Source organism: Pseudonocardia sp. P1 (assembly GCF_000178675.2).
Taxonomy (GTDB): domain Bacteria; phylum Actinomycetota; class Actinomycetes; order Mycobacteriales; family Pseudonocardiaceae; genus Pseudonocardia.
This window is the reverse complement of the sequence record NZ_ADUJ02000001.1, coordinates 2576030-2597460: the sequence shown is the minus strand read 5'-3', so window position 1 is coordinate 2597460 and position 21431 is coordinate 2576030. Positions and strand designations below refer to the sequence as shown.

Genomic DNA, 21431 nt, shown 5'->3' with positions numbered 1-21431 from the left:
GCGGGTGGACCCACGAGGAGACAGATGTTCCGCAAGGTACTGGTGGCCAACCGGGGCGAGATCGCCATCCGGGCGTTCCGGGCCGCGTTCGAGCTGGGCGTGTCGACGGTGGCGGTGTTCCCCCACGAGGACCGCAACTCGCTGCACCGGGCCAAGGCGGACGAGTCCTACCGGATCGGCGAGCCCGGTCATCCGGTGCGCGCGTACCTGTCGGTGGACGAGGTCGTGCGCGCCGCGACGAAGGCCGGCGCGGACGCCGTGTACCCCGGCTACGGCTTCATGTCCGAGAACCCGGACCTGGCCCGCGCCTGCCGCGAGGAGGGGATCACCTTCGTCGGGCCGCCGACCGAGGTGCTGCACCTGACCGGCAACAAGTCCCGGGCGGTGGCGGCGGCGAAGGCCGCCGGGGTGCCGGTGCTGGCCTCCTCGGAGCCGACGACCGATGTGGACGCCCTCGTCGCCGCCGCGGAGGTGATGGAGTTCCCGGTGTTCGTCAAGGCAGTCGCCGGTGGCGGCGGGCGCGGGATGCGCCAGGTCACCGAGCCCGGCGCGCTGCGCGAGGCGATCGAGGCGGCGAGCCGCGAGGCCGAGTCGGCGTTCGGTGACGGCACGGTGTTCCTGGAGCAGGCGGTGGTGGACCCGCGCCACATCGAGGTGCAGATCCTCGCCGACGCCGAGGGCAACGTGGTGCACCTGTTCGAGCGGGACTGCTCGGTGCAGCGGCGTCACCAGAAGGTCGTCGAGATCGCCCCGGCGCCGAACCTCGACCCGCGGGTCCGGGACGCGATCTGCGCGGACGCGGTGCGCTTCGCCCGGGAGATCGGCTACGTGAACGCGGGCACGGTGGAGTTCCTGCTCGACGAGCGCGGCAAGCACCACTTCATCGAGATGAACCCGCGGATCCAGGTCGAGCACACGGTGACCGAGCAGGTCACCGACCGGGACCTGGTGATCGCCCAGCTGCGCATCGCCGCCGGCGCGACGCTGCCGGAGCTGAACCTGACCCAGGACCGGGTGACGCTGACCGGTGCCGCCCTGCAGTGCCGGATCACCACCGAGGACCCGGCGAACGGGTTCCGGCCCGACGTCGGCACGATCAGCGCCTACCGCACGCCCGGCGGTCCCGGGGTCCGGCTCGACGGCGGCACCGTCCACACCGGAGCCGAGGTGTCGGCGCACTTCGACTCCATGCTGGTCAAGCTCAGCTGCCACGGTCAGGACTTCGACAGCGCCGTGCGGCGCGCCCGGCGCGCGATCGCCGAGTTCCGGATCCGCGGGGTGTCCACCAACCTCGGCTTCCTCGCCGCCGTGCTCGACGACCCGGACTTCGCCGCCGGCGCGGTGACGACCTCGTTCATCACCGAACGGCCGCAGCTGCTAGGCGCACGACCGTCGGCGGACCGGGGATCGCGGGTGCTGTCCTACCTGGCCGAGACGGCGGTGAACCGGCCGCACGGGCCCCGGCCGCAGGTGGTGGAGCCGGTCGACAAGCTGCCGCACGGGGTCGACCTCGACGCGCCGGTGCCGGACGGCTCGGCGCAGCTGTTACGGGAGCTGGGTCCGGAGGGGTTCGCGGCGCGGTTGCGGGCCCGGTCGGCGGTGGCGGTCACGGACACGACGTTCCGGGACGCACACCAGTCGTTGCTCGCGACCCGGGTGCGGACCCGCGACCTGACCGCGGTCGCGCCCTACGTCGCCCGCACGATGCCCGAGCTGCTCTCCCTCGAGTGCTGGGGTGGAGCGACGTACGACGTGGCACTGCGGTTCCTGGCCGAGGATCCGTGGGAGCGGCTCGCCGCGATCAAGGCGGCGGCGCCGAACATCTGCACACAGATGCTGCTGCGGGGGCGGAACACCGTCGGGTACACGCCGTATCCGGTGGAGGTGACCGACGCCTTCGTCGCCGAGGCCGCGGCGACCGGGATGGACATCTTCCGGATCTTCGATGCGCTCAACGACGTCTCCCGGATGCGTCCGGCCATCGACGCCGTCCGCACCACCGGCACCGCGCTGGCCGAGGTCGCGCTCTGCTACACCGCGGATCTCTCCGACCCGACCGAGAAGCTCTACACCCTCGACTACTACCTGCGCCTCGCCGAGCAGATCGTCGACGCCGGTGCGCACGTGCTGGCGATCAAGGACATGGCCGGGCTGCTGCGCCCGCCCGCAGCGCGGACCCTGGTCGGCGCGCTGCGGGACCGCTTCGATCTGCCGGTGCACCTGCACACCCACGACACCGCGGGCGGCCAGCTCGCGACGCTGGTCGCGGCGATCGACGCCGGCGTGGACGCCGTCGACGGGGCGGTCGCCTCGATGGCCGGCACGACGAGCCAGCCGTCGCTGTCGGCGCTGGTCGCCGCCACCGACCACACCGGGCGAGCTACCGGGCTGTCGCTGGCCGCAGTCGGTGACATGGAGCCCTACTGGGAGGCGGTCCGCAAGGTCTACGCGCCGTTCGAGTCCGGGCTCGCGTCACCCACGGGCCGCGTCTACCACCACGAGATCCCCGGCGGGCAGTTGTCGAACCTGCGCCAGCAGGCCATCGCGCTCGGCCTGGGGGACCGGTTCGAGCTGATCGAGGACTGTTACGCGGCGGCGGACCGGATGCTGGGGCGGCCGGTGAAGGTGACGCCGTCGTCGAAGGTCGTGGGCGACCTCGCCCTGCACCTCGTCGGCGCCGGCGTCGACCCCGCCGACTTCGAGGCCGACCCCGCCCGCTTCGACGTCCCCGACTCCGTCGTCGGCCTGCTCCGCGGCGAGCTCGGCACCCCGCCCGCCGGATGGCCCGAGCCGCTGCGCACCCGCGCCCTCGACGGGCGGCGCCCCGGTCACGGCCGCGTCGACCTCACCGAGGGCGACCGCAAGGACCTCGCCATCGACCCCCGGCGCACCCTGAACCGGCTGCTGTTCCCCGGTCCGACCCGCGAGTTCGGCACCCACCGCGAGCAGTACGGCGACACCTCCGTGCTGTCCACGAAGGACTACCTCTACGGGCTCGAACCAGGTCTGGAGCACACCGTCGAGCTGGAGCCCGGCGTCACCCTGCTGATCGAGCTCGGGGCGGTGTCCGAACCGGACGAGCGCGGCTTCCGGACGCTGCTCACGACGCTGAACGGGCAGCTGCGGCCGGTGTCGGTCCGCGACGCGTCGGTCGCGACCGAGGTCAAGGCCGCGGAGAAGGCCGACACGTCGAACGACGGCCACGTCGCCGCCCCGTTCGCCGGCGTCGTCACCCTGCAGGTCGCCGAGGGCGACACCGTCGACGCCGGCCAGACGGTGGCCACGATCGAGGCGATGAAGATGGAGGCCTCGATCACCACCCACCGCGCCGGAACCGTGTCCCGGCTCGCGATCGGCGCCGTGGCGCAGGTCGAGGGCGGCGACCTGCTCGTCGCACTGCGATGACCCCGCCCGACCGGGAGGCGGCCGCGCTCTCCGACGTACTCGTCCTGCTCGACGCCTGCACCGTCAGCGTCGCCGCGGTCGTCGCGGTGCTGCTGCTCCGGGGGCGCACCGAGGACCAGCTGGTCACCGCCGCCGCGGGGGTGTTCCTCGCGGCGGTGTCGACGTTCCTCGTGCGGTCCGTCCTCGGGCTCGACGACTCGGTGTTCCGGCAGGGCCTGCCGGTCCTGGCGGTCGTCCTGCTCGCCGCGGGGTTCCGGCTCCGCGGAGCCGGCCGGCTGGTGCGCGTGCCCAGGGACGACCCACCAGGGCGTCCTGAGGATCGCCGGTAGGGCCCACACGCCACGGAGCCGTCCGGCTTGACCCTTAGCTTTTTCAAAATTAGATTATTCTCCAGATATCGGAGGAGGAGGAGCAGTGTCCCGAGCGGTGCAGATCTTCTGCGCAAGCTGCGGTCTCGCCATGCTGCTCCTGCTGTTCGGAGGGCTGGTCGCCGCAGGTTGGGTACCGCCCGTGGCACCGTCCGAATCGGCCGAGACGGTCGCATCGCGCTTCGTCGAGAACGCGAACGGGATCCGGGTGGGAATGATCCTGATCCTGTTCGGGGCCACGTGCACAGTCCCGTTCGGTGGACTGCTCGCGGCGCACATGAAACAGATCGAAGGCAGGTTCTCGCCGTTGACCTACGTGCAGATCGCCTGCACGGCGAGCGGTCTGCTGGTGATCGCTCTTCCCGCCCTCGTCTTCGTGGTGGCTGCGTACCGCCCCGGCCGCGACCCCCAGCTGCTGCTGCTCCTCAGCGATCTGGGCTGGATCTCGTTCATCATGAACGGCGGCGCACTCATGTTGCAGACACTGTCGTTCGGCACGGCCGTGCTGCTGGACCGGCGGGTGGACGCTCCGTTCCCTCGATGGCTCGGATACTTCGGTCTCTGGGCGGCGTTCTGCTTCCTGCCCGCCTTCGTCCTCGTCTTCTTCACGACCGGTCCGTTCGCGTGGAACGGCCTGTTGTCGTTCTGGTTGGCCGCGGCGCTGTTCGGTGGGTGGTTCCTCGTCTGCGGTGCCATGCTGATCCGTGCGGCATCGCGACCGCTGCGCAGTACCCCCGTCGCCGATCCCGTGGCCGTCCCATGACCCGGGCGACGAGGCGCGCGTCGCCGCCCGGCGGCCCGGAAGCGGCGCGTCCGGCGCCGGCCCGACGATCTCCGGGGGAGAACGGGCTGTGGGTCTTCCTGCTGGGGGACATGGTCGTGTTCGCGCTGATCTTCGGCGCGATCCTGACGTTCCGTGGTGAGCACGGCGACGCGGTCCGTGCTGCGCAGGTGCACCTGGATCAGTCGCTCGGCGTGCTCAACACGCTGTTGCTGCTGACCGGGTCACTGGTGGTCGTGCTGGCTACGCACGCCGTTCGCCGCGGTGACGGCAGTCGCGCGGCCCGGCTGCTCGTCGGGGCGGTGGCGTGCGGAGCCGGGTTCGCCGCGGTGAAGGTCGTGGAGTACGTCGAGCTCGCCACACTGGACGCGCCGGCGCCCGTGAAGGAGTACATCCTCTACTACTTCGTGGGCACCGGACTGCACCTGGTTCATCTCCTGATCGGAGTGATCCTTCTGGTGGTCCTGGCTGTCCGGGTGTCCGGGCTCCAGCCGGATTCGCGGGCTCCCATGGTGTTCACCGAATGTGCCGCCTGTTACTGGCACATGGTCGATCTCCTCTGGCTCGTCCTGTTCCCCGTTCTCTACCTGGTGCGATGACCCGGATGCGACGACTTCGTCCTGCCCGGCAGACCATTGTCTGGGTGATCCTCGTGATCGCGACCCTGGCGACCGCCCTACTCGGCCTCGAGCAGGCGGCAGACGGATCCACGCTCGTCGGAGCGCTGGTCCTGCTGATCGCCATGGTGAAGGTGCGGTTGGTGGGCATGCACTTCATGGAGCTGGACAGGGCGCCGGTCCTGCTGCGCCTGGCGTTCGAGGGCTATGTCGTCGTCCTGGCCGGAACTCTGATGGGCATCTACCTCGGGGCGTAGCGACCCGGTGGCAGACTCAGCCGGCCCGCCGTACGACGGGGTCGGTGGGGTCGGTGCGGCGGGACCGGACGTCGGTGAGGACGTCGGTCATCGCCGACGTGAGCTCCCCCGACGGTCCGGCGACGAGATAGCGCCACGGCGGCAGAGCCGGTGCGGCGAGCGTGCGCGCGACTCCTTCCGAGAACACCGCCATCTCGATGGCGGCGAGACCGTTCCGATCGGTCGAGACCGCTCCCGGAGCATGTCCGCTGGTCCACTCCCACGCGGCATCACAGGTGTCGACGACCAGCGAGGTCGTGCTCCTGATAGAGGGAGAGAAGCGTCGGACGAGCGTCTCGTCGGTCGCGATCACGACGTCGACGTGCTCGACGATCCGCAGGTCCCGGTCTCCGTCCAACGTGATCGGCTGCGTGTCGGCGTGCCGCAGGAGCGCGACCATCTCGCGGCCGATCGGGGTGTCACAGCCGACGACGGCCGTGACGACATCGCGCCCGAGGAACGGCTCGACGATGCGCATGGCGGCTCGTGCGGTGTACGAGGAACCGTGCGTGAGACGGTCGATGTCCTTCTGAGGGGCGATCTCGTCGTGGATGCCGGTGAGTCGGGACGGGACCGGTCCCGTGATGCTGATCCCGGTGACGGTGGGATCAGCATCGGCCCGTCGCAGAGCCCCGAGGATCTCGGTGATCGGGACCGAGCTCCGGACGTCGATGACCTCCGATCGAACGCCGAGCTGGTGGAGGTGCCGCGCTCGTGCGTGCAGGTCGCCGGCCGGTCCGACGCGGGCCGAGCCGCGATGCGAGTCGAGCCGGAAGGCCAGCGTCAGCAGGCGTCCGGTCGTCCGGCGGTCTGCCGTCCGGCACGCCATGCGGTGTGCGGCCCGGACCTCGGCGAGCACGGCGAATCCCGGGACGCGGTACGGAGCACGCCGGGATGTCGCCTGCATCGACCGCCCCTCCGACGAGCTCGGCTCGGCACCGAGATTAATCGAATAGAGATTAACATCTGGTCCGGTGCGAGGGAGGGCGGGAACGTGCGGAGCGTCAGGTGGTGTGACGCCGACGGGTCGTGAGCGGGCTCCTGCGTACGGCCGCACACGTCACCAGAGGTCGCCCTCGAGGAGGCGTGTGAACTGCTGGACGACGGAGTCGAGCTGCTGGTGGGTGCCGACGTAACCTGCGTACAGACCCATGCCCCACAGGATCGCGATGAGCATCTCGGTCACGGCCGTGATGTCGAGGTCGTGCCGGATCTCGCCTCGTTCGATCGCTGTGCGCAGCGCCTGTTCCAGGAAGACCCTCACCTCGGCGAGTTGGCCGAGCGCACGGTCGTTCAGCTCCGGGTGTCGGACGGAGTCCAGCACCGAGGCGGCGATGAACCGCGCATGCGTGCGGTCGCGGGAGTCGACCTGTGCTGCTGCCTCGAGAAACGCGCCGATCTGCCGGGTGAGCTTGTGTTCGTTCATCGCGTTCGCGACGCCCGCGTCGACGACGCTGTCCCGGGTCGCATCGAACAGCGCTCCGTAGAGCGCCTCCTTGCTCCCGAAGTAGTGGTTGACGGCCGGGCGGGTCACTCCTGCACGGTGGGCGATCTCCATGAAGGACGCCTTCTCGTAGCCCAGGTCGCTGAAGACGTCCCGGGCCACCTGGAGGATGCGTTCGCGTGTACGCGCGCCGTCCGAGGCCGGTGGCCGACCGCGACGACGTGGTGGGTCTCCGAACGGCGGGCCGGCGGCGTGCTCGCCGTCCGGTCGGGCACCGGGAGTCATTCCTGCTCCGTACGTTCAGCTTCATGGGGGCGTCCCCTCGTTCGGCGACCGTAGCAGCGGCCGCTCGACCGGTGTCGTCGTTGCACCTCTGCCGCCCCGGTTCTGTCCCGTCAGGGAGGCGCGCTCGCGCGGCCGCATAATTGACAGTCACTCGATCGGAGTATGACTTGGGCCATAACTCGAGAGTTCCCGTCTCGTTCACCGTGCAAGTCGCCGGGTGGGGGGCGGGCCGGTCGGTCCGGTCGTCCGCCGGAAGGCGTCAGCGGATCACGGGCGTCGAAGCATGCGGCGCACGAGTGTGGGTCCTTTTTTGAACATGTTTTCGACCGACGGCCGGGCACTGGAGCCCGGCCCTGGGGGTGGTGCGCCGATGACGGTGGAGCGATCTCGTGCGGAGCCGGGTGGTGACGCCCGTGGCCGGCGAGGCCCCTACGACGCACCGGGCTCCGGCGCCGTGGGGGCGATCCCCGGGCCGCTCCGGTCGGTCGTGATCGAGACGGGCGGCATGGCGGCGCTGCTGGTGACCGTGTTCGGCAGCGCGATCCGGAATCCGGTCGGCTACTGGCGGGCCGCCATGCTGGACTTCTACACGACGGTCCGGCGCGCGGCGCTCCCGATGGCCGCCGCGATCTTCGGTTTCCTGCTGTTCTTCTCGCTGGTCGTGGTCATCTTCTTCAACCAGGTGGGAGCGGTCTCGCTGGGCTCGGCCCTGTTGTTCCTCTACGGGTTCCGCGCGTTCACGGTGTTCGTGGTGGCAGTCGTCGTGTCCGGGGTCGCCGGTGCGGCACTGACGGCGGACCTGGGGGCACGGAAGATTCGCGACGAGTTGGACGCGATGCGCGTCATGGGTCTGGATCCGGTCCGTGAGCTGGTCGTTCCTCGCGTCGTTTCCATGGTCGTACTCACGACGCTGATCGTTCTGCCGGGCCTGGGCGTGAGCGCGGTCGCGCTGCAGATCGGCGCGTCCTACTACGGGCACCTGGCGGCCGTCGACTACTACGACAACCTGTTCGCGGCCCTCGTCCCGCTCGAGCTCGGATCGGTCGTCCTGAACTGCTTCCTGCTCGGGATCATGATCGCGATCGTCTGCTGCTACAAGGGTCTGAATGCCTCCGGCGGATCCATCGGGGTCGGTCGAGCGGTGAACCAGGCGGTCGTCATCTGCTACGTGGGACTGTTCGTCTTCCAGCTCGCCTACAACGCTGTGTTCCTGGGCCTGTTCCCGGAAGTGGGGAAGCTGCGATGACCGGCGCCACAGCACCTGCTGCCGGAGGCGCCGCAGAGCCGCGGCCCCGCAAGGCGGCACCGATCCCGGCCACGACCGGGCTCCGCACCGGTCTGGAGACGATGGCGGACCTGGCCCGCTTCTCGGTCCGGGTGGTTCGCGACGTGCCGCTGGCGCTGCGGTTGTATCCGTCCGAGGTGCTGGCGCAGGCCGGGAATCTGGTTCGAGGAAGCGCGCTGATCATCCTGTTCCTGATCGCGGTGCTCGCGCTGCAGAGTGGTGTCGGCGGGCATTTCATCTTCGCCAACCCGGGGATCAACAGCTACGCCGGGGCGATCTATTCGGTCGCCCTCATGCGCGGCCTCGTCGAGGTCATCTTCGGTTGGATCGTCGCGGCCAAGATCGGTTGCGGGATCGTCGCCGAGATGGGCTCGATGCGCATCAACGAGGAGGTCGATGCGCTCGACGTGATGGGGTTGCGTTCACGTGCGTATCTCGCGGGCACCCGGGTCGCCGCCGCGATGCTCGTCCTGCCCTTCCTGTTCGTCACGGCCCTGCTGGTCCAGTTCCAGGCCGGCTACCTCATGAGCGTGCACGGTATGAACACCGTCTCGGAGGGTGCGTTCTACGAGTACCTCTACCTGTTCCAGAACCTCCGGGACTTCATCACCGCCCTGATCTGGGGCTCGGTCACCGGCGTCATGTGCGTGATCGTCGCGACCTTTTACGGCTACAACGCCAAAGGCGGGCCGGTCGGAGTCGGTGAGAGCACCGCTCGCTCGATGACCGTGAACCTCGTGCTCATCAGCGCCCTCGCCGTCGTCTTCGCCCAGCTGTTCTACGGCGGGACCCCGAATGCCCCCATCGGCAACTGACGTTCGCCGGGAATCGTGGAAAGGAATCCGATGAACGCGGACGATCTGACGAGGCCGCTCCCCAGGATCACGGCCGACCCGGCCGGTGTCGGCACCCGCGCGGGGCGGGAGCCCACCATTGAACTGCGCGACGTGCACAAGTCGTTCGGAGACTTCGCTGTCCTCCGGGGTGTCACTGCGTCGTTCGCCGACAACTCGATCACGACGATGCTGGGACCGTCAGGTACGGGCAAGAGCGTGCTGCTCAAGCACATTGTGGGGTTGCTCGAACCGGATGCCGGTGAGATCAGGGTCTTCGGCCAGGACATCTGGGCGATGAACGAGAAGGAACGAGCCGACCTGCGCAAGAACTTCGGACTGCTCTTCCAGGACGGTGCCCTGTTCGGCTCCATGAACATCTACGACAACGTCGCCTTCCCGCTGCGCCGGCACACCCGAATGCGCGAGACGGAGATCCGGGATCTCGTCATGCACCACCTGAGCGAGCTCGGGCTCGAGCAGGCGGTCGACCGGTCGCCCGGCGAGGTGTCCGGGGGTATGCGCAAGCGAGCAGGTTTCGCCAGGGCCCTCGTCATGAAACCGAAGATCGTGATGTTCGACGAGCCCGACTCCGGACTCGACCCGGTTCGCACCCAGCTGCTCTGCGAGCTGATCAAGAAGCTGCACGACGAGTACGGCGGCACCTACGTCGTCATCACCCACGACATGGAGACGGCCCGCGCACTCTCCGACGACATCGGACTGTTGTGGCACGGGAAGGTAGTCCATTTCGGCCCTGCCGGCGAGGCGTTCACGAGCGATGACCCGTTCGTCCGGCAGTTCCTCAACCGGCGGACCGACGGACCTCTGGGGATGGACTGATGCGCGGCTCCACGATGCGGAACGCATTGCTCCTGGTGGTCGTCGCGGTGCTCGTTCTCGCTGCCACGGCCGCCATCGTCTCCCGGAGCAGCGGCTACCGGCTCGACATCGTGATGCCATCGGCCGAGGGCACCTTCGCCGGTGACGAGGTGGCGATCGGCGGCCGCCCGGTCGGCAGGGTCACGAAGGTAGGGCTCGAGGGGCCGCGTGCACTCGTGAGCGTCGAGATCGACGACGATGTCGCGCCCCTGCACGAGGGCACCGGCGCGCGCATCACCTGGGAGGCGGTGATCTCCGACCGGTACGTCGAACTGCTACCGGGACCGGCGGGCAATCCGGATATCCCGTCCGGTGGTCGGATCGAATCCGACATCGAACGGGTCGAGGTCGACAAGGTTCTCGCGACCCTCGACCCCGAGACGATGGACCGGATCGGTTCGACGGTCCGGCAGCTGGACTCGACGCTCGAGGGCCGGGAGGGCGACCTGAACGCCACCCTGGCGACGGGCGGCCCCGCCGTGCAGGCTCTCGGCGAGGTCGTGCGGGCCGTCGGCTCGGACGGCCCGGCGATCCGCAGCCTCGTCACCGAGCTGCGTGGGATCACCACGACGCTCAACGAACGGGATGAGTCGCTGCGCGGAACCATCGGTGACCTCGGTGCCGTCACCTCGTCGGTCGCGACGCGCGAGGGTGAGCTGTCGCAGTCGGTGGCCGAGCTGCCGAGCACACTCGACGCGGCGGACTCGACCTTCGGGAAGATCCCGGGTGCGGTCGACGAGGCCGTTCCGCTGCTCGACACCCTCCAGCCGGCGACCCGGAGGCTGCCGGAGGTCGCGCGCAACCTCAGCCCGGTCCTGCAGGAACTGCGGCCTGCTGTCGCCGACCTGCGTCCGACGCTCGTCGCGGCCCAGTCCCTGTTGGACCGGACTCCCCGACTGATCGACGGGGCGAACGAGGCGCTGCCGGCGGCGACCGACATCGTCTCCCGCGCTCGGCCCGCCGTGGCGTTCCTCCGGCCCTATGCACCGGAGACGGCGGGCTGGCTGGCGAACTGGGGCTCGATCTGGGCCGGTCAGGACTCCACGGGCAATTTCGCCCGGGCCCTGCTCACCGAAGGCAGTACATCGGTGACCAGCACTCCCGGGATCCTCCCGCCAGGCATCCAGCGCGACGAGCGGCCCGCCCCGGGCGCCCCCGCTGACCAGCCGTGGAACGATGCGAACGGAGACGGCATCCGATGAAGAGCGCCAGATTCCGGGCCGTCGCGATGACACTCACCGCGGTCGTCGCGGTGGCAGCGGTGGTCGTCGTGATGACCCGCGGCGACGGTCGGGGACATGTCTCCGGCATCTTCGCCGACGCGAGCCCGCTGGTCGTGGGTAGCCAGGTCCGTGCGGCGGGTGCCACCGTCGGCAAGGTCGAGAGCATCGAGCTCGACGGTGACAAGGCGGTGGTCGGGATGGCCCTCGACCAGCACGTGTTGCCGCTGCGCGAGGACGCGACGATGACGGTCCGCCCGATCAACCTGCTCGGCGAGCAGTACGTCGAGCTGTTCCAGGGCTCCCCTCAGTCCGCCCCGATGCCCGAGCCTGCGGTCGTCCCGCAGGAGCGAGTGAGCGCCTCGGTCGACTTCCAGCAGGTGATCGACAGCCTCGGCAACCCGACCGCCACCTCCCTCGCCGCGTTGGTCGACACCCTCGGTCAGGGTGTGAAGGACGGTGGACCGCAGCTGCGGGACGCGATCGCAGCGCTCGCACCGACGATGGACCAGACCCGGCAGGTCGCCGACCTGCTGAACGAGCAGAACGGTGCTCTCACGGGGCTGGTGGAGCAGATCCAGCCGATCAGTGACGGGCTCGCCGCCGACGACGGCGCCGCGCTCGATCGGCTGGTCGGGTCCACCACCACGACGTTGTCGACCGTGGCTGCCGACCGGCAGGCCCTCGACCAGACACTGGCCGAACTGCCCTCCACCCTGGACGCGGCCCAGCGGACTCTCGCCGAGTTCGGTGGCGTCGCGAGGGAGACGGCGCCGGTTCTCCGGTCCATCCGCCCGGTCACGCAGGACCTGACCGCGATCACCGGTGAGCTCCGGCAGTTCGCCGACGCGGCCGACCCGGCCCTGGGTTCGCTCCCGCCGGTGCTCGAGCGGGCCGACGCGCTGCTGGACGAGGCGGCTCCGGTCGTCTCGGGGCTGCGCGCGGCCGGACCCGACCTGCGGGACACCGCAGCCGGTCTCCGGCCGCTCGGCGACACCCTGCTCGACGAGAAGCTGACCGGCGTCATGGACTTCGTGACGTTGTGGGCGATGAGCACCAACGGTGAGGACGGGCTGAGCCACTACTTCCGGGGAGCCGCCGCGGTGACTCCCGCGACCATCGGCGATCTCGCCGAAGGCGTCGTGATCCCTGACGAGCAGCGGTTGCCGGAGGGAACTCCGCCCGTCCCGGCACCTGAGGTCCCGGGCGCTCCTCCCGGAGTCCAGAACCTGCTGCCGGGAGGTGCGCCGGGAGAGCCGGCACAGACACCGGCCCAGCCGGACAGCGCGACGGGTCTCGACGAGCAGCAGGAGCAGTCGATGGTCGGCCAGCTCCTGGGAGGGCAGTGACGTGGCCAAGCGCGTGCACCGGACGGACATCCGGAACTTCCTGGTCGGCGTGGTCGCGCTCGCCGTGCTCGTGACGGTCGCCGTCATCGGTGGCAGGGCGAACACCGGAGGTTCGATCCCGTTCCAGACCTACACCTTCGTCCGGGCGGCGTTCGACAACGTCGGCAATCTGGACCCGACCAAACAAGACGTCCGCTACCGCAGCGTGCCGATCGGAGAGGTCGTCGACAGCCGGTACGACAACGGCACGGCCGTCGTGACGCTGCGGCTCAAGGGGGAGTGGGACGTCCACAGCGACGCCACGGCGCGGGTGCTGAGCGAGTCGGCGCTCGGGCGCAAGTTCATCGACCTGGACCTCGGCTCACCGTCGGCCGGACCGCTCGGGGACCAGGTGATCGCGGCCGATGCCACCGAGGACTCGCTCGCACTCGACGACGTGCTGAACGTCTTCGACCAGCCCACCAGGGACGGCCTGCGCTCCAGCATGGTCGAACTCGGTGGTGGCGCCTTCGGCCACGGCCCTGACCTGCAGGACGCAGTCCAGGCCGCGCCGGCGTTGCTCGGCGACCTGCGAGCGGTCGGCGGCGCGCTGACAGCGCCCGACGCCGACCTACCGGGGCTGCTCGACGGCGCGAACACTCTCGCAGGCCGGTTCGCCGGACGGCAGCAGGAGCTGGAGAACCTCGTCCGGCAGGCCGACGTCACGATGCAGGCGGTCTCGGTCGACGGGGGACGACCCCTCGGTGACACCATGAAGGTGCTGCCGGGGACCCTGCGTGACGCCAAGCAGGCGCTGGAGGACCTGGAGACGCCCCTGGCGGACACACGTGCCGCCGTCGAGGCCCTTCCGGAAGGGGCGGACGCGCTGGGCCGGGCCACGCCCGACCTGCGTGGTGTCCTGACCGAGGCGCCGCGACCGTTGGGCAAGGTGCCCGATGTCGCGGACCGCGCCGGACCCGCGGTCGAGGACCTGACCGGGACCCTCGCCGACGCCCGTCCGCTCGTCCCGCAGCTGCAGACCACCCTGGGCGACGCGAACGTCCTCGTGTCAGGCCTCTCGCCGTTCTCCAACGACATCGGACGGTTCTTCGAGCAGCTCACCGATCCCGACGGGCTCCTGTCGGGTAGTTACGCGCCGGGCAAGCACTACTTCCAGATCATGGTCGCGGCACCGCCCGGACCGGGACTGGTCAGCCTCCCGGACGACGCCTACCGGACCGACCCGTACCCCAGTCCGGACGGCGGGGCCTCCGAGGACGAGAACGACGACACCCCGATCGGAGGTGGCCGGTGACGACTCCGACGACGACGCGGCCGAAGCGGGCCATGCGCAGGAAGCCGCGTTCGAAGCTCGCACTCGCCGGAATCCTGCTCGCCGGTCTCGCCGTGCTCGCGGTCGTGATGTATCTGAAGCCGGCTCTGCAGACGATGCTGACCCCGGGGACGACGATCCGCGCCGAGTTCGCCGACAACTACCGCGGGAAGATCTTCGCGAACGAGAACACGGTGAAGCTCGCCGGCCTCACGATCGGCAAGGTCAGCGGCGTCGAGGAGACGGACAGCGGGACCGCCGTCGTCTCGATGAAGGTCGACGACGATGTGCTCGACAAGATCGGGCCGGAGCCCACCGCGCTCCTGTCACCCCGCACGGTGCTCGGCAGCGTGTACTCCATCGAGCTCACGCCCGGTGGTGGCGCTGGCCGGTTCGACGAGGAGGCGACGATCCCGGTCGAGCGGACGGCGCTGCCGGTCGAGCTGGACCGGATCCTGGAGAGCCTGCCCCAGCCGACCCGAGAGAGCCTGCAGAATGTCGTCGGTCGTACCGACGAGACTCTCGCGGCCGACGGGTCGAACGCGATCCGGGACCTCGTCCGTAACGCGCCTCCGGCACTGGCGCCCACCGGCGGGGTCCTCGATGCGCTTCAGGGGACCCGGCCCGGTGAAGACCTGCCACGACTGGTCGGAGACCTCGAGTCGACGGCGGACGTGCTGACACGCCAGGACGGGCAGCTGGGCGGCATCGTCGACGACCTCGGGAAGACCTCGCGTGCACTCGGTGCGCAGAGCGGAGCCCTGGGCGACACCGTCGGCACGCTCCCGGCGACGTTGCAGGAGACGAGGGACGGCCTCCGCGACCTGGGCGGGACCCTGGACCGGCTGACGGTGACGGCGCGGAACTTCACGCCGGCGGCGGAGGAGGTCGAGCCCCTGCTCTCCGAACTGAACCCGGTTCTCGAGCAGGCTCGCCCGCTCGTCGCCGACCTGCGGCCGGTCCTGGCGGACGCCCGCCCTGCGGTGGAGGAACTGGTCCCGACCAGCGATGTCGCGACCGGTGCCGTCGACGACGTGCGGGGGCCGGTACTGGACCGGATCAACGGCCCGGTCCTGGACGCCGTGCTCAACACGTACCAGGGCTCCGGCCCGTTCGAGGGATCCGGCGACGGATTCCAGGCGGACCACAGGTTCTACGAGGAACTGGGTTACCTGGTCACCAACCTCGACCGAGGATCGATGACGCAGGACTCGCAGGGCTCGTTGCTGAGCTTCCAAGCAGGAGCCGGCGCGGAGAGCGTCGGCGGATTCGAACGTCTCAGCCTGCCCGACCTGGTCGGTCAGCTCGGCCGTGCAGCAGGAGGTCCCCGATGAGCAGGACAGCCGAACTGTGGGATCGGGTGCGCACGGTCCCCGGTCTGGGCCGCAACCTCGTCGCCGCCGTCGCGATCGTGGCGATCGGTGTCGGTTCCGGGGCCGCCATCCTGTCGAACTACGCGTTCGACGCACCGTGGCAGAAGCGCTTCGTGTTCTCGGCGACGTTCGACAAGGCACCCGGGCTCAACGTCGACAGCTCGCAGGAGGTCCGTATCGCCGGTGTCCCGGTGGGCGAGGTCGTGGGAGCCGAGGCCGACCAGGGCGACGACGCCACCTTGAGGATCAGCATCGATCCCGGTCATCAGGTGTTCGAGAACGCCCGGCTCGAATACCGCACGAAGACCCCGCTGAACGTGCCCTATCTCGCACTCGTGCCCGGTGGTCCGCCGGCCGCGCTGCTCGCCGAGAACGCGACCGTGCCGGTGTCGCAGACGACCCGCAACATCCAGCCCTACGAGATCCTCAACGAGCTGGACGAGCACACCCAGGAGTCGCTGACCTCGTTGCTGAACGAGTCCGACACCGCGCTGGCGGACGCACCCGCCCAGCTGCCAGGGGGACTGCGTGCCACAGATGCGACGGTGGCGACGTTGCAGCCGGTGATGGAGTCGCTGCAGCAGCGCCGCGAGCTCATCCAGAAGCTCGTGACGTCGCTGTCCCGGATCTCGACCGCAGCAGGCAGGGACGACCAGCGGCTCACCCGGCTCGTCGCCTCGCTGCAGGAGACGCTGTCCGTGCTCGGCGCCCGGGACCGGGAGCTGACCGACTCGCTCGGCAAGCTGCCCGGGACGACCGGCACGCTGCGGGAGGCGCTGGCCTCGACGAGCGACCTGACGACCGAGCTCGATCCGGTCCTCGAGTCGCTCGATCAGGCTTCCGGAGAGCTTCCGGACACCGTGCGCCGGGTGACGGACACCGTGCGAAAGGCAGGCCCCGTCGTCGACACCGCCCGCCCAGTGGTGGCGAAGGCCCGCCCCGTGGTCGCAGACCTGCGGCCACTGGTCGGAGATGCACGGGTCGCGCTGGACGACCTCAAGCCGGTGACGGGACACCTGCCGGACGCGACCGAGCGCCTCGCCCCGTGGATGCCGAACCTGGCCGCCTTCGTCTACCAGACGTCGTCGGCGTTCAGCCTCCATGACGCCAACGGCGGGTTCGGCCGCGCCCAGCTGACCATTGACCCGAGCAACCCGACGGCAGGTCTCGGCGAGGAGGCGGGTGGTACCCGCGACGGCTACCCCGAGCAGGGCGATCCGGCCCCACCGGAGCCGCTCCCCGCCGACATCCTCCCGGACGCGGTCACCGAGAGCCCGGCCCAGAACGAGGAGGCTCCGCGATGAGCAACGACAACAGCGGTGAAGGGCGCCTGACGCCTGGGGTACTGGCCGCGCTCGTCGGGTTCCTGGTGCTCTGCCTCGGCACGGCGGTGGTGTTCTACATCAACATGGGTGGCCGTATCCCGCTGGTGAACCCGGCGCCGGACTACAGGATCTCCTTCACCACCTCCGACGTGGACAACCTCGTCGAGGCGGGGGACGTGCGTATCGCCGGCGTCGACGTCGGGGAGGTCAGCTCGCGGAAGATCGCTGGGGACACGGTCCGTGTCGAGATGACGATCGCCGACGAGTTCGCTCCGCTGCACGAGGGCATGACGACCCGGATCGGTCTGAAGTCCCTGCTGGGCGCCAGCTACGTCGATGTCGTCGACGGCACGGGCACGGAGCTCGAGTCCGGCGCCGAGCTGCCGCCGGACGGCGTCCGGCCCTCTGTCGAGGTCGACGACGTCATCGCCGGCCTGGATCCCGCGACACGGGACTCGCTCAGCTCGACGGTCCAGTCGCTCGGTGCGGGCACGGCAGGCAGACAGCAGGACGTCGACGGGATCATGACCGGGCTCGGTGACCTGGGCCGCAACGGCCACACCGCGCTCGACGCCCTGGCCGCCCAGTCCGCCGACATCACCGCGCTGACGCGTGAGGCCGGTGCACTGGTCGACACGCTCGACACCGGCCAGGGGCAGATCGCCACGCTGGCCCGGGATGCGCAGCGGATCGTCGGTGCCACGGCCGGCCAGCGGGAGAACCTGGAGGGGACGGTGCGTCGACTGCCGGGAGCCCTCGGCACCGTCCGGGACGCCACCGACGACCTCAGCCGGCTCTCCGGCTCGCTGGCGCCGGTCGCGGCCGATCTCCGTACCGCTGCTCCCGACCTGAACGCGGCTCTGGTCCAGCTCCCCGCCACGACAGCGGATCTCCGTGGGCTGCTCGGTCCGCTCGACGGGGTGCTCGACCGGGCACCGGCCACACTGGACCGGATCCCGGCGCTGGGGGAGAACGTCAGCACCCTCGTCCCCGAAGCGCGGCCTCTCTTGCAGGACCTCAATCCCATGGTCAGCTACCTGGCGCCGTACGGCCGCGACACCGGATCGATGATCGCGAACTTCGCGGCGAGCTTCCAGTACCGATCGGAGAACGGGCTGCACGTCGCGCGGCTCGCCCCGATCCTCAACTCGTCGGCGGTGCGCGGACAGCCGCTCAATACCGAGGGGCTCGACCCGACGATCTGGACCAACCCCTACCCGCTCCCGGGTGAGGCGGACCGTCCCACGCCGTTCGGCGGTCAGTACCCGCGTGTCGAGCGGGCGCCCGACTGATGCGGCGGCGGCTGCTCGCCGCGCTGGTCGCGACCCTCGTGGTCGCTGTCACGCTCGGCGGACTCCTCCAGCTGCGGGTGGACACCGGGATCGGGTCGTTCCTCCCGGCCGGCGACCCTGCTCTGGCCGCGATCGAGGACAAGGCGGCCGGGTTCGGCGGCGATCCGATCGTGGTGCTTCTGGAGACGGAGGAACCACGCCGGTTGCTCGAGGATCCCGACCAGCTCAAGCGGCTGCTCGGGCTGGAGGGGCGCCTGGCGAGCTCGCCGGACGTGGCCGCGGTGTACGGACCGGGGACGGTGCTCAACCAGATCGCGGGTGGTGCACAGAACCTGCTGGCTCAGCTGGCAGGTTCGCGGGACACACTCCGGAACGCCGGTGAGCAGGATGCGCGAGAGCAGGGGCTGGGTCAGGAGGCAGTGGCCTCGGCCGGTCGTGCGGCGACGGCCGAGTTCGACCGCCGTTACGGGAGTCTCCTCGTGGGCGGCCTGCCCGCGGGCCTGCCGACCTTGAACAACCCCCGGTTCGTCGACGCGGTGCTGTTCGACGACGGCGCTCCGCGCCCACAGTGGCAGGTGATCGTCCCCGGCCCCGAGCGCGTGGCGATCCTGGTCCGGCCACGCGCGGAGCTGGACCAGACCGGCACCGCGGCCGTCGTGCGAGCGACGCGCGACGCCATCGCGGAGTCGGGGTTGCAGACCTCGCGGGTCACGGTGAGCGGCGTCCCGGCGGTCACTGCCGCTCTGACCGAGCAGGCGACCAGGGAAGCGCCGCTGCTCGGTGCGGCGTCGGTGCTCGCGGTCGCCGGTCTGTTCCTCGCCGTACCGTGGACACGGGCCCGCAGGTCCCGGCTGCGACCACTGGGTGCAGCGCTCATCGGCACCGCGCTGACCCTGGCGGCATTCGGCTGGACCGGCAACCCGGTCTCGCTGGGCGTCGTCGCGTTCCTCCCGATCCTGATCGGGATCGGCAGTGACTTCCCGCTCTACCTCTCCCAGCCCGCCCACCGGCGCCGGGTGCTCGTCGCCGCCCTCGCGGGTGCGGCGGGGTTCGGGTCGCTGGCGCTCTCGCCGCTGCCGTTCGTGCGGGAGCTGGGTGTGGCGCTCGCGGTCGGAGTACTCGCGACGGTCGGGGTCGCGTTGCTGGGGCGGCACTGGCTCGCCGAGACCGAGCCGGCTGTGGCGGTGGTACTGGAGCCGGTACCCGTGCCACATCGGTGGCGGTGGGTGGTTGCCGGTCTCGCCGTCGTGCTCTCGACGCTGGGCTGGGCCGCGCTGCCGGGGCTGGACGTCGAGGCCCGGCCCGAGCAGCTCGCCCGTGGGCTACCGGCCCTCGAGGACGCCCGATACACGGAGGAGGTGCTGGGATCCTCCGGCGAGTTGAGCATCGTGCTCCGGGGCGACGACGTGCTCACCCCGGAGGCCGTCGAGTGGTCTCGGCGGGCCGAGACCGTCGTCGTCGAGCGGTTCGGTGGCGACCTCCGTCCGGTCACCACGTTCTCCACGCTCCTGCAGTTCCTCGGCGACCGACCCACCCCCCAGCAGGTGCTCGCCGGGGCCCGGCTGCTGCCCGACTATCTGCGGTCCGCGGTGCTGCGTCCGGACCAACGGGAGGCTCTCCTCGTGTTCGGGGTCGACCTGCAGGACCCGGGGGAGCAGGCGCGCGTGCTGGACGGCGTGCGGGCTGCGCTGCCGCCGCCTCCGCCCGGATACAGCGCGGAGCTGGCCGGACTGCCGGTCGCGGCGGTGAGCGGCTACGACGCCCTGTCGTCGAGCCGGATCCTGCTCAATCTGGTCGGGATCGCAGCAGCGGGGCTGGTGCTGCTCCTCGGGCTCCGGGCGAGAGCTGATGCCGGACGTGCTCTGCTCACCGTGCTGTTGGCGTCGGGCTGGGTCCTCGGCGTCGCCTGGTGGACCGCTGGGTCGTTGAGCCCGTTGACGGTGGCGATCGGCTCGCTCACGACGGCGACCGGGTGCGAGTTCGCAGTCATGCTGTGCGACGCCCACCGGCGCCGTGAACCGTGGCTGTTGCGGAGCGTCGGGCTGGCCGCGGCGGCCGCTGCGCTCGGCTATCTGACCCTGGTGGTGTCGGACCTGGCGGTTCTCCGGCAGTTCGGGCTCCTCCTGGCTGCGAGCGTGTTCCTGTCGGCCGTCGCCGCGGCGGTCGTCGTTCGGGTCGTCTGGCCACCCGGAGCACTCGCGGCCACCCGTGACCCTGCCCCGAGACGTTCCGAGCGAGCGGAGGCGATTCGCTGATGGACTGGACATCGATCAAGGAGACCGCGCGCCGGCTGGTACCGGCCGGTACGGCACTCGTACCGAGCGGCCGTGGCCGGACGGCGGCCCTGATGGTGGGTATCGCGGTCGCCGCGACGTCCGGCGGGCATCTGGTGGTGGACCGGTTGACCGGCCTGCCCGAGGGTGCTGTGCTGCGGGTGAACGACGTGGTGCTCTCCGAGGCCGACTTCCAGGGCCAGGTCGACGAGATCAAGGCCCTCTACGGCGTCGAGCAACCCTCGGAGGACGCCGATCGCGACCGGTTCCGGCGCGACGCCGCGCAGGCCACCGCCGCGAGCCTGGTGGTGGAGCAGGCGGCAGCCGAGCAGAACGTCGTCGGCCCGGAGACAGAGGTCCAGGACGCGCTGGCGCGCATCGTCGAGCGGGAGTTCCCCGGGGGGCGCGCGGACTTCGTACGGGCACTCGGGAACCTCGGTGTCTCCGAACCGGACCTCACGGCCGAGCTGCACAGGCAACTGGTGACCAGTCGATTGTTCGAGCAGGTCACGGCGGGGGTCCCCCCGGTGACCGACCAGGACGTCCGAACCGCCTTCGACGAGCGGCGCGACCAGATGCAGGTCCCCGAGCAGCGGGAACTCCGGAACATCGTCGTCGACTCCCGGGACAAGGCAGATGACCTGCGCCGCCGGCTCGACGATGGGGCGGACTTCGCCACTCTCGCCCGGGCCGACTCGATGGACGAGAGCACCAAGCAGGCCGGTGGAGCGCTCGGGAAGCTCCCCGCGACGGCACTCGACCAGCCCTTCGCCGATGCGGCGTTCACGACGCCCTCGGGCGGGCTCTTCGGACCGGTGCAGACCCGCTTCGGATGGAACCTGGGGCAGGTCGCCGGAATCACACCGGCCGTCCCGTTGACCTTCGAGCAGGTTGCCGAGAATCTCCGCGCGACGCTGACCGATGAGCGCGCAGGTGATGCGTGGCGGGAATGGCTCGGGGAGCGGATCCGCGATGCCCGCATCGACTACGGCGACGACTACCGGCCCGCGGACCCGGACTCCGTCCCCGACGTGGTCCGCTGACCTCCGATGATGCCCACGATCGAGCTGTGGCGGTTGACACGAGTCGAA

At 70.4% G+C, this 21431-nt stretch carries 18 protein-coding genes; 16 read left to right on the top strand and 2 right to left on the bottom strand.

The window, feature by feature from the left end; translation table 11 throughout:
• The first annotated feature begins 24 nt into the window (after positions 1-24).
• From PP1_RS11490 to PP1_RS11470, 5 genes are all read left to right on the top strand, one after another.
• A complete protein-coding gene (locus PP1_RS11490) occupies positions 25-3405 on the top strand; it encodes a pyruvate carboxylase (protein ID WP_010229137.1) in 3381 nt (1126 codons plus the stop codon).
• On the top strand, positions 3402-3734 hold the full coding sequence (locus tag PP1_RS11485) for a hypothetical protein (RefSeq protein WP_010229134.1): 333 nt from the start codon (positions 3402-3404) through the stop codon (positions 3732-3734). Before PP1_RS11490 ends, PP1_RS11485 begins: the two co-directional genes overlap by 4 nt.
• A gap of 97 nt (positions 3735-3831) precedes the next feature.
• Positions 3832-4536 (top strand): DUF4386 family protein, encoded by a 705-nt coding sequence (locus PP1_RS11480; protein ID WP_010229128.1) that lies wholly within the window; start codon positions 3832-3834, stop codon positions 4534-4536.
• Positions 4533-5153: a cytochrome c oxidase subunit 3 gene (locus tag PP1_RS11475; protein WP_029239487.1), complete on the top strand. Its 621-nt coding sequence runs from the start codon at positions 4533-4535 to the stop codon at positions 5151-5153. Before PP1_RS11480 ends, PP1_RS11475 begins: the two co-directional genes overlap by 4 nt.
• A gap of 44 nt (positions 5154-5197) precedes the next feature.
• Positions 5198-5428, top strand: a complete 231-nt coding sequence (locus tag PP1_RS11470) for a cytochrome C oxidase subunit IV family protein (RefSeq protein ID WP_010229118.1) — start codon at positions 5198-5200, stop codon at positions 5426-5428.
• A gap of 16 nt (positions 5429-5444) precedes the next feature.
• On the opposite strand, the gene PP1_RS11465 is transcribed toward PP1_RS11470, so the two are convergent.
• Together PP1_RS11465 and PP1_RS11460 are read right to left on the bottom strand one after the other, a co-directional pair.
• Positions 5445-6374 carry a hypothetical protein gene (locus tag PP1_RS11465; RefSeq protein WP_083697029.1) on the bottom strand — a complete coding sequence of 310 codons (930 nt, stop codon included), beginning with the start codon at positions 6372-6374 and terminating at the stop codon, positions 5445-5447.
• Between the two features lie 153 nt (positions 6375-6527).
• Entirely contained in the window at positions 6528-7073 is a 546-nt protein-coding gene (locus tag PP1_RS11460; protein WP_010229106.1) for a TetR/AcrR family transcriptional regulator, read from the bottom strand.
• A gap of 439 nt (positions 7074-7512) precedes the next feature.
• On the opposite strand from PP1_RS11460, the gene PP1_RS11455 reads away from it, so the two are divergent.
• From PP1_RS11455 to PP1_RS11405, 11 genes are read left to right on the top strand one after another with little or no spacing between them, the layout of a single operon-like run.
• Positions 7513-8442 (top strand): ABC transporter permease, encoded by a 930-nt coding sequence (locus PP1_RS11455; protein WP_157178955.1) that lies wholly within the window; start codon positions 7513-7515, stop codon positions 8440-8442.
• Positions 8439-9296 carry an ABC transporter permease gene (locus tag PP1_RS11450; RefSeq protein ID WP_010229102.1) on the top strand — a complete coding sequence of 286 codons (858 nt, stop codon included), beginning with the start codon at positions 8439-8441 and terminating at the stop codon, positions 9294-9296. The genes PP1_RS11455 and PP1_RS11450 overlap by 4 nt, the downstream gene beginning before the upstream one ends.
• A gap of 30 nt (positions 9297-9326) precedes the next feature.
• On the top strand, positions 9327-10157 hold the full coding sequence (locus tag PP1_RS11445) for an ABC transporter ATP-binding protein (protein ID WP_010229100.1): 831 nt from the start codon (positions 9327-9329) through the stop codon (positions 10155-10157).
• On the top strand, positions 10157-11398 hold the full coding sequence (locus PP1_RS11440; RefSeq protein ID WP_010229099.1) for an MlaD family protein: 1242 nt from the start codon (positions 10157-10159) through the stop codon (positions 11396-11398). Before PP1_RS11445 ends, PP1_RS11440 begins: the two co-directional genes overlap by 1 nt.
• Entirely contained in the window at positions 11395-12765 is a 1371-nt protein-coding gene (locus PP1_RS11435) for an MlaD family protein (protein ID WP_010229097.1), read from the top strand. Before PP1_RS11440 ends, PP1_RS11435 begins: the two co-directional genes overlap by 4 nt.
• 1 nt (position 12766) lies before the next feature.
• Entirely contained in the window at positions 12767-14059 is a 1293-nt protein-coding gene (locus PP1_RS11430; RefSeq protein ID WP_010229095.1) for an MlaD family protein, read from the top strand.
• Positions 14056-15411, top strand: a complete 1356-nt coding sequence (locus PP1_RS11425; RefSeq protein ID WP_050802345.1) for a hypothetical protein — start codon at positions 14056-14058, stop codon at positions 15409-15411. The genes PP1_RS11430 and PP1_RS11425 overlap by 4 nt, the downstream gene beginning before the upstream one ends.
• On the top strand, positions 15408-16754 hold the full coding sequence (locus PP1_RS11420) for an MlaD family protein (RefSeq protein WP_139323784.1): 1347 nt from the start codon (positions 15408-15410) through the stop codon (positions 16752-16754). The genes PP1_RS11425 and PP1_RS11420 overlap by 4 nt, the downstream gene beginning before the upstream one ends.
• Positions 16751-18067: an MlaD family protein gene (locus PP1_RS11415; RefSeq protein WP_010229091.1), complete on the top strand. Its 1317-nt coding sequence runs from the start codon at positions 16751-16753 to the stop codon at positions 18065-18067. The genes PP1_RS11420 and PP1_RS11415 overlap by 4 nt, the downstream gene beginning before the upstream one ends.
• A complete protein-coding gene (locus PP1_RS11410) occupies positions 18067-20322 on the top strand; it encodes an MMPL family transporter (protein ID WP_010229089.1) in 2256 nt (751 codons plus the stop codon). Before PP1_RS11415 ends, PP1_RS11410 begins: the two co-directional genes overlap by 1 nt.
• On the top strand, positions 20322-21383 hold the full coding sequence (locus PP1_RS11405; protein ID WP_010229087.1) for a peptidylprolyl isomerase: 1062 nt from the start codon (positions 20322-20324) through the stop codon (positions 21381-21383). Before PP1_RS11410 ends, PP1_RS11405 begins: the two co-directional genes overlap by 1 nt.
• The last annotated feature ends 48 nt before the right edge of the window (positions 21384-21431 follow it).

What these genes read in the sequence shown, in the direction of transcription:
- PP1_RS11450 (WP_010229102.1), top strand. Translation starts at nt 8,439, where the DNA reads ATGACCGGCGCCACAGCACCTGCTGCCGGAGGCGCCGCAGAGCCGCGG.
- PP1_RS11475 (WP_029239487.1), top strand. Translation starts at nt 4,533, where the DNA reads ATGACCCGGGCGACGAGGCGCGCGTCGCCGCCCGGCGGCCCGGAAGCG.
- PP1_RS11465 (WP_083697029.1), bottom strand. Translation starts at nt 6,374, where the DNA reads ATGCAGGCGACATCCCGGCGTGCTCCGTACCGCGTCCCGGGATTCGCC.
- PP1_RS11490 (WP_010229137.1), top strand. Translation starts at nt 25, where the DNA reads ATGTTCCGCAAGGTACTGGTGGCCAACCGGGGCGAGATCGCCATCCGG.
- PP1_RS11405 (WP_010229087.1), top strand. Translation starts at nt 20,322, where the DNA reads ATGGACTGGACATCGATCAAGGAGACCGCGCGCCGGCTGGTACCGGCC.
- PP1_RS11485 (WP_010229134.1), top strand. Translation starts at nt 3,402, where the DNA reads ATGACCCCGCCCGACCGGGAGGCGGCCGCGCTCTCCGACGTACTCGTC.
- PP1_RS11455 (WP_157178955.1), top strand. Translation starts at nt 7,513, where the DNA reads ATGTTTTCGACCGACGGCCGGGCACTGGAGCCCGGCCCTGGGGGTGGT.
- PP1_RS11435 (WP_010229097.1), top strand. Translation starts at nt 11,395, where the DNA reads ATGAAGAGCGCCAGATTCCGGGCCGTCGCGATGACACTCACCGCGGTC.
- PP1_RS11415 (WP_010229091.1), top strand. Translation starts at nt 16,751, where the DNA reads ATGAGCAACGACAACAGCGGTGAAGGGCGCCTGACGCCTGGGGTACTG.
- PP1_RS11440 (WP_010229099.1), top strand. Translation starts at nt 10,157, where the DNA reads ATGCGCGGCTCCACGATGCGGAACGCATTGCTCCTGGTGGTCGTCGCG.
- PP1_RS11445 (WP_010229100.1), top strand. Translation starts at nt 9,327, where the DNA reads ATGAACGCGGACGATCTGACGAGGCCGCTCCCCAGGATCACGGCCGAC.
- PP1_RS11410 (WP_010229089.1), top strand. Translation starts at nt 18,067, where the DNA reads ATGCGGCGGCGGCTGCTCGCCGCGCTGGTCGCGACCCTCGTGGTCGCT.
- PP1_RS11420 (WP_139323784.1), top strand. Translation starts at nt 15,408, where the DNA reads ATGAGCAGGACAGCCGAACTGTGGGATCGGGTGCGCACGGTCCCCGGT.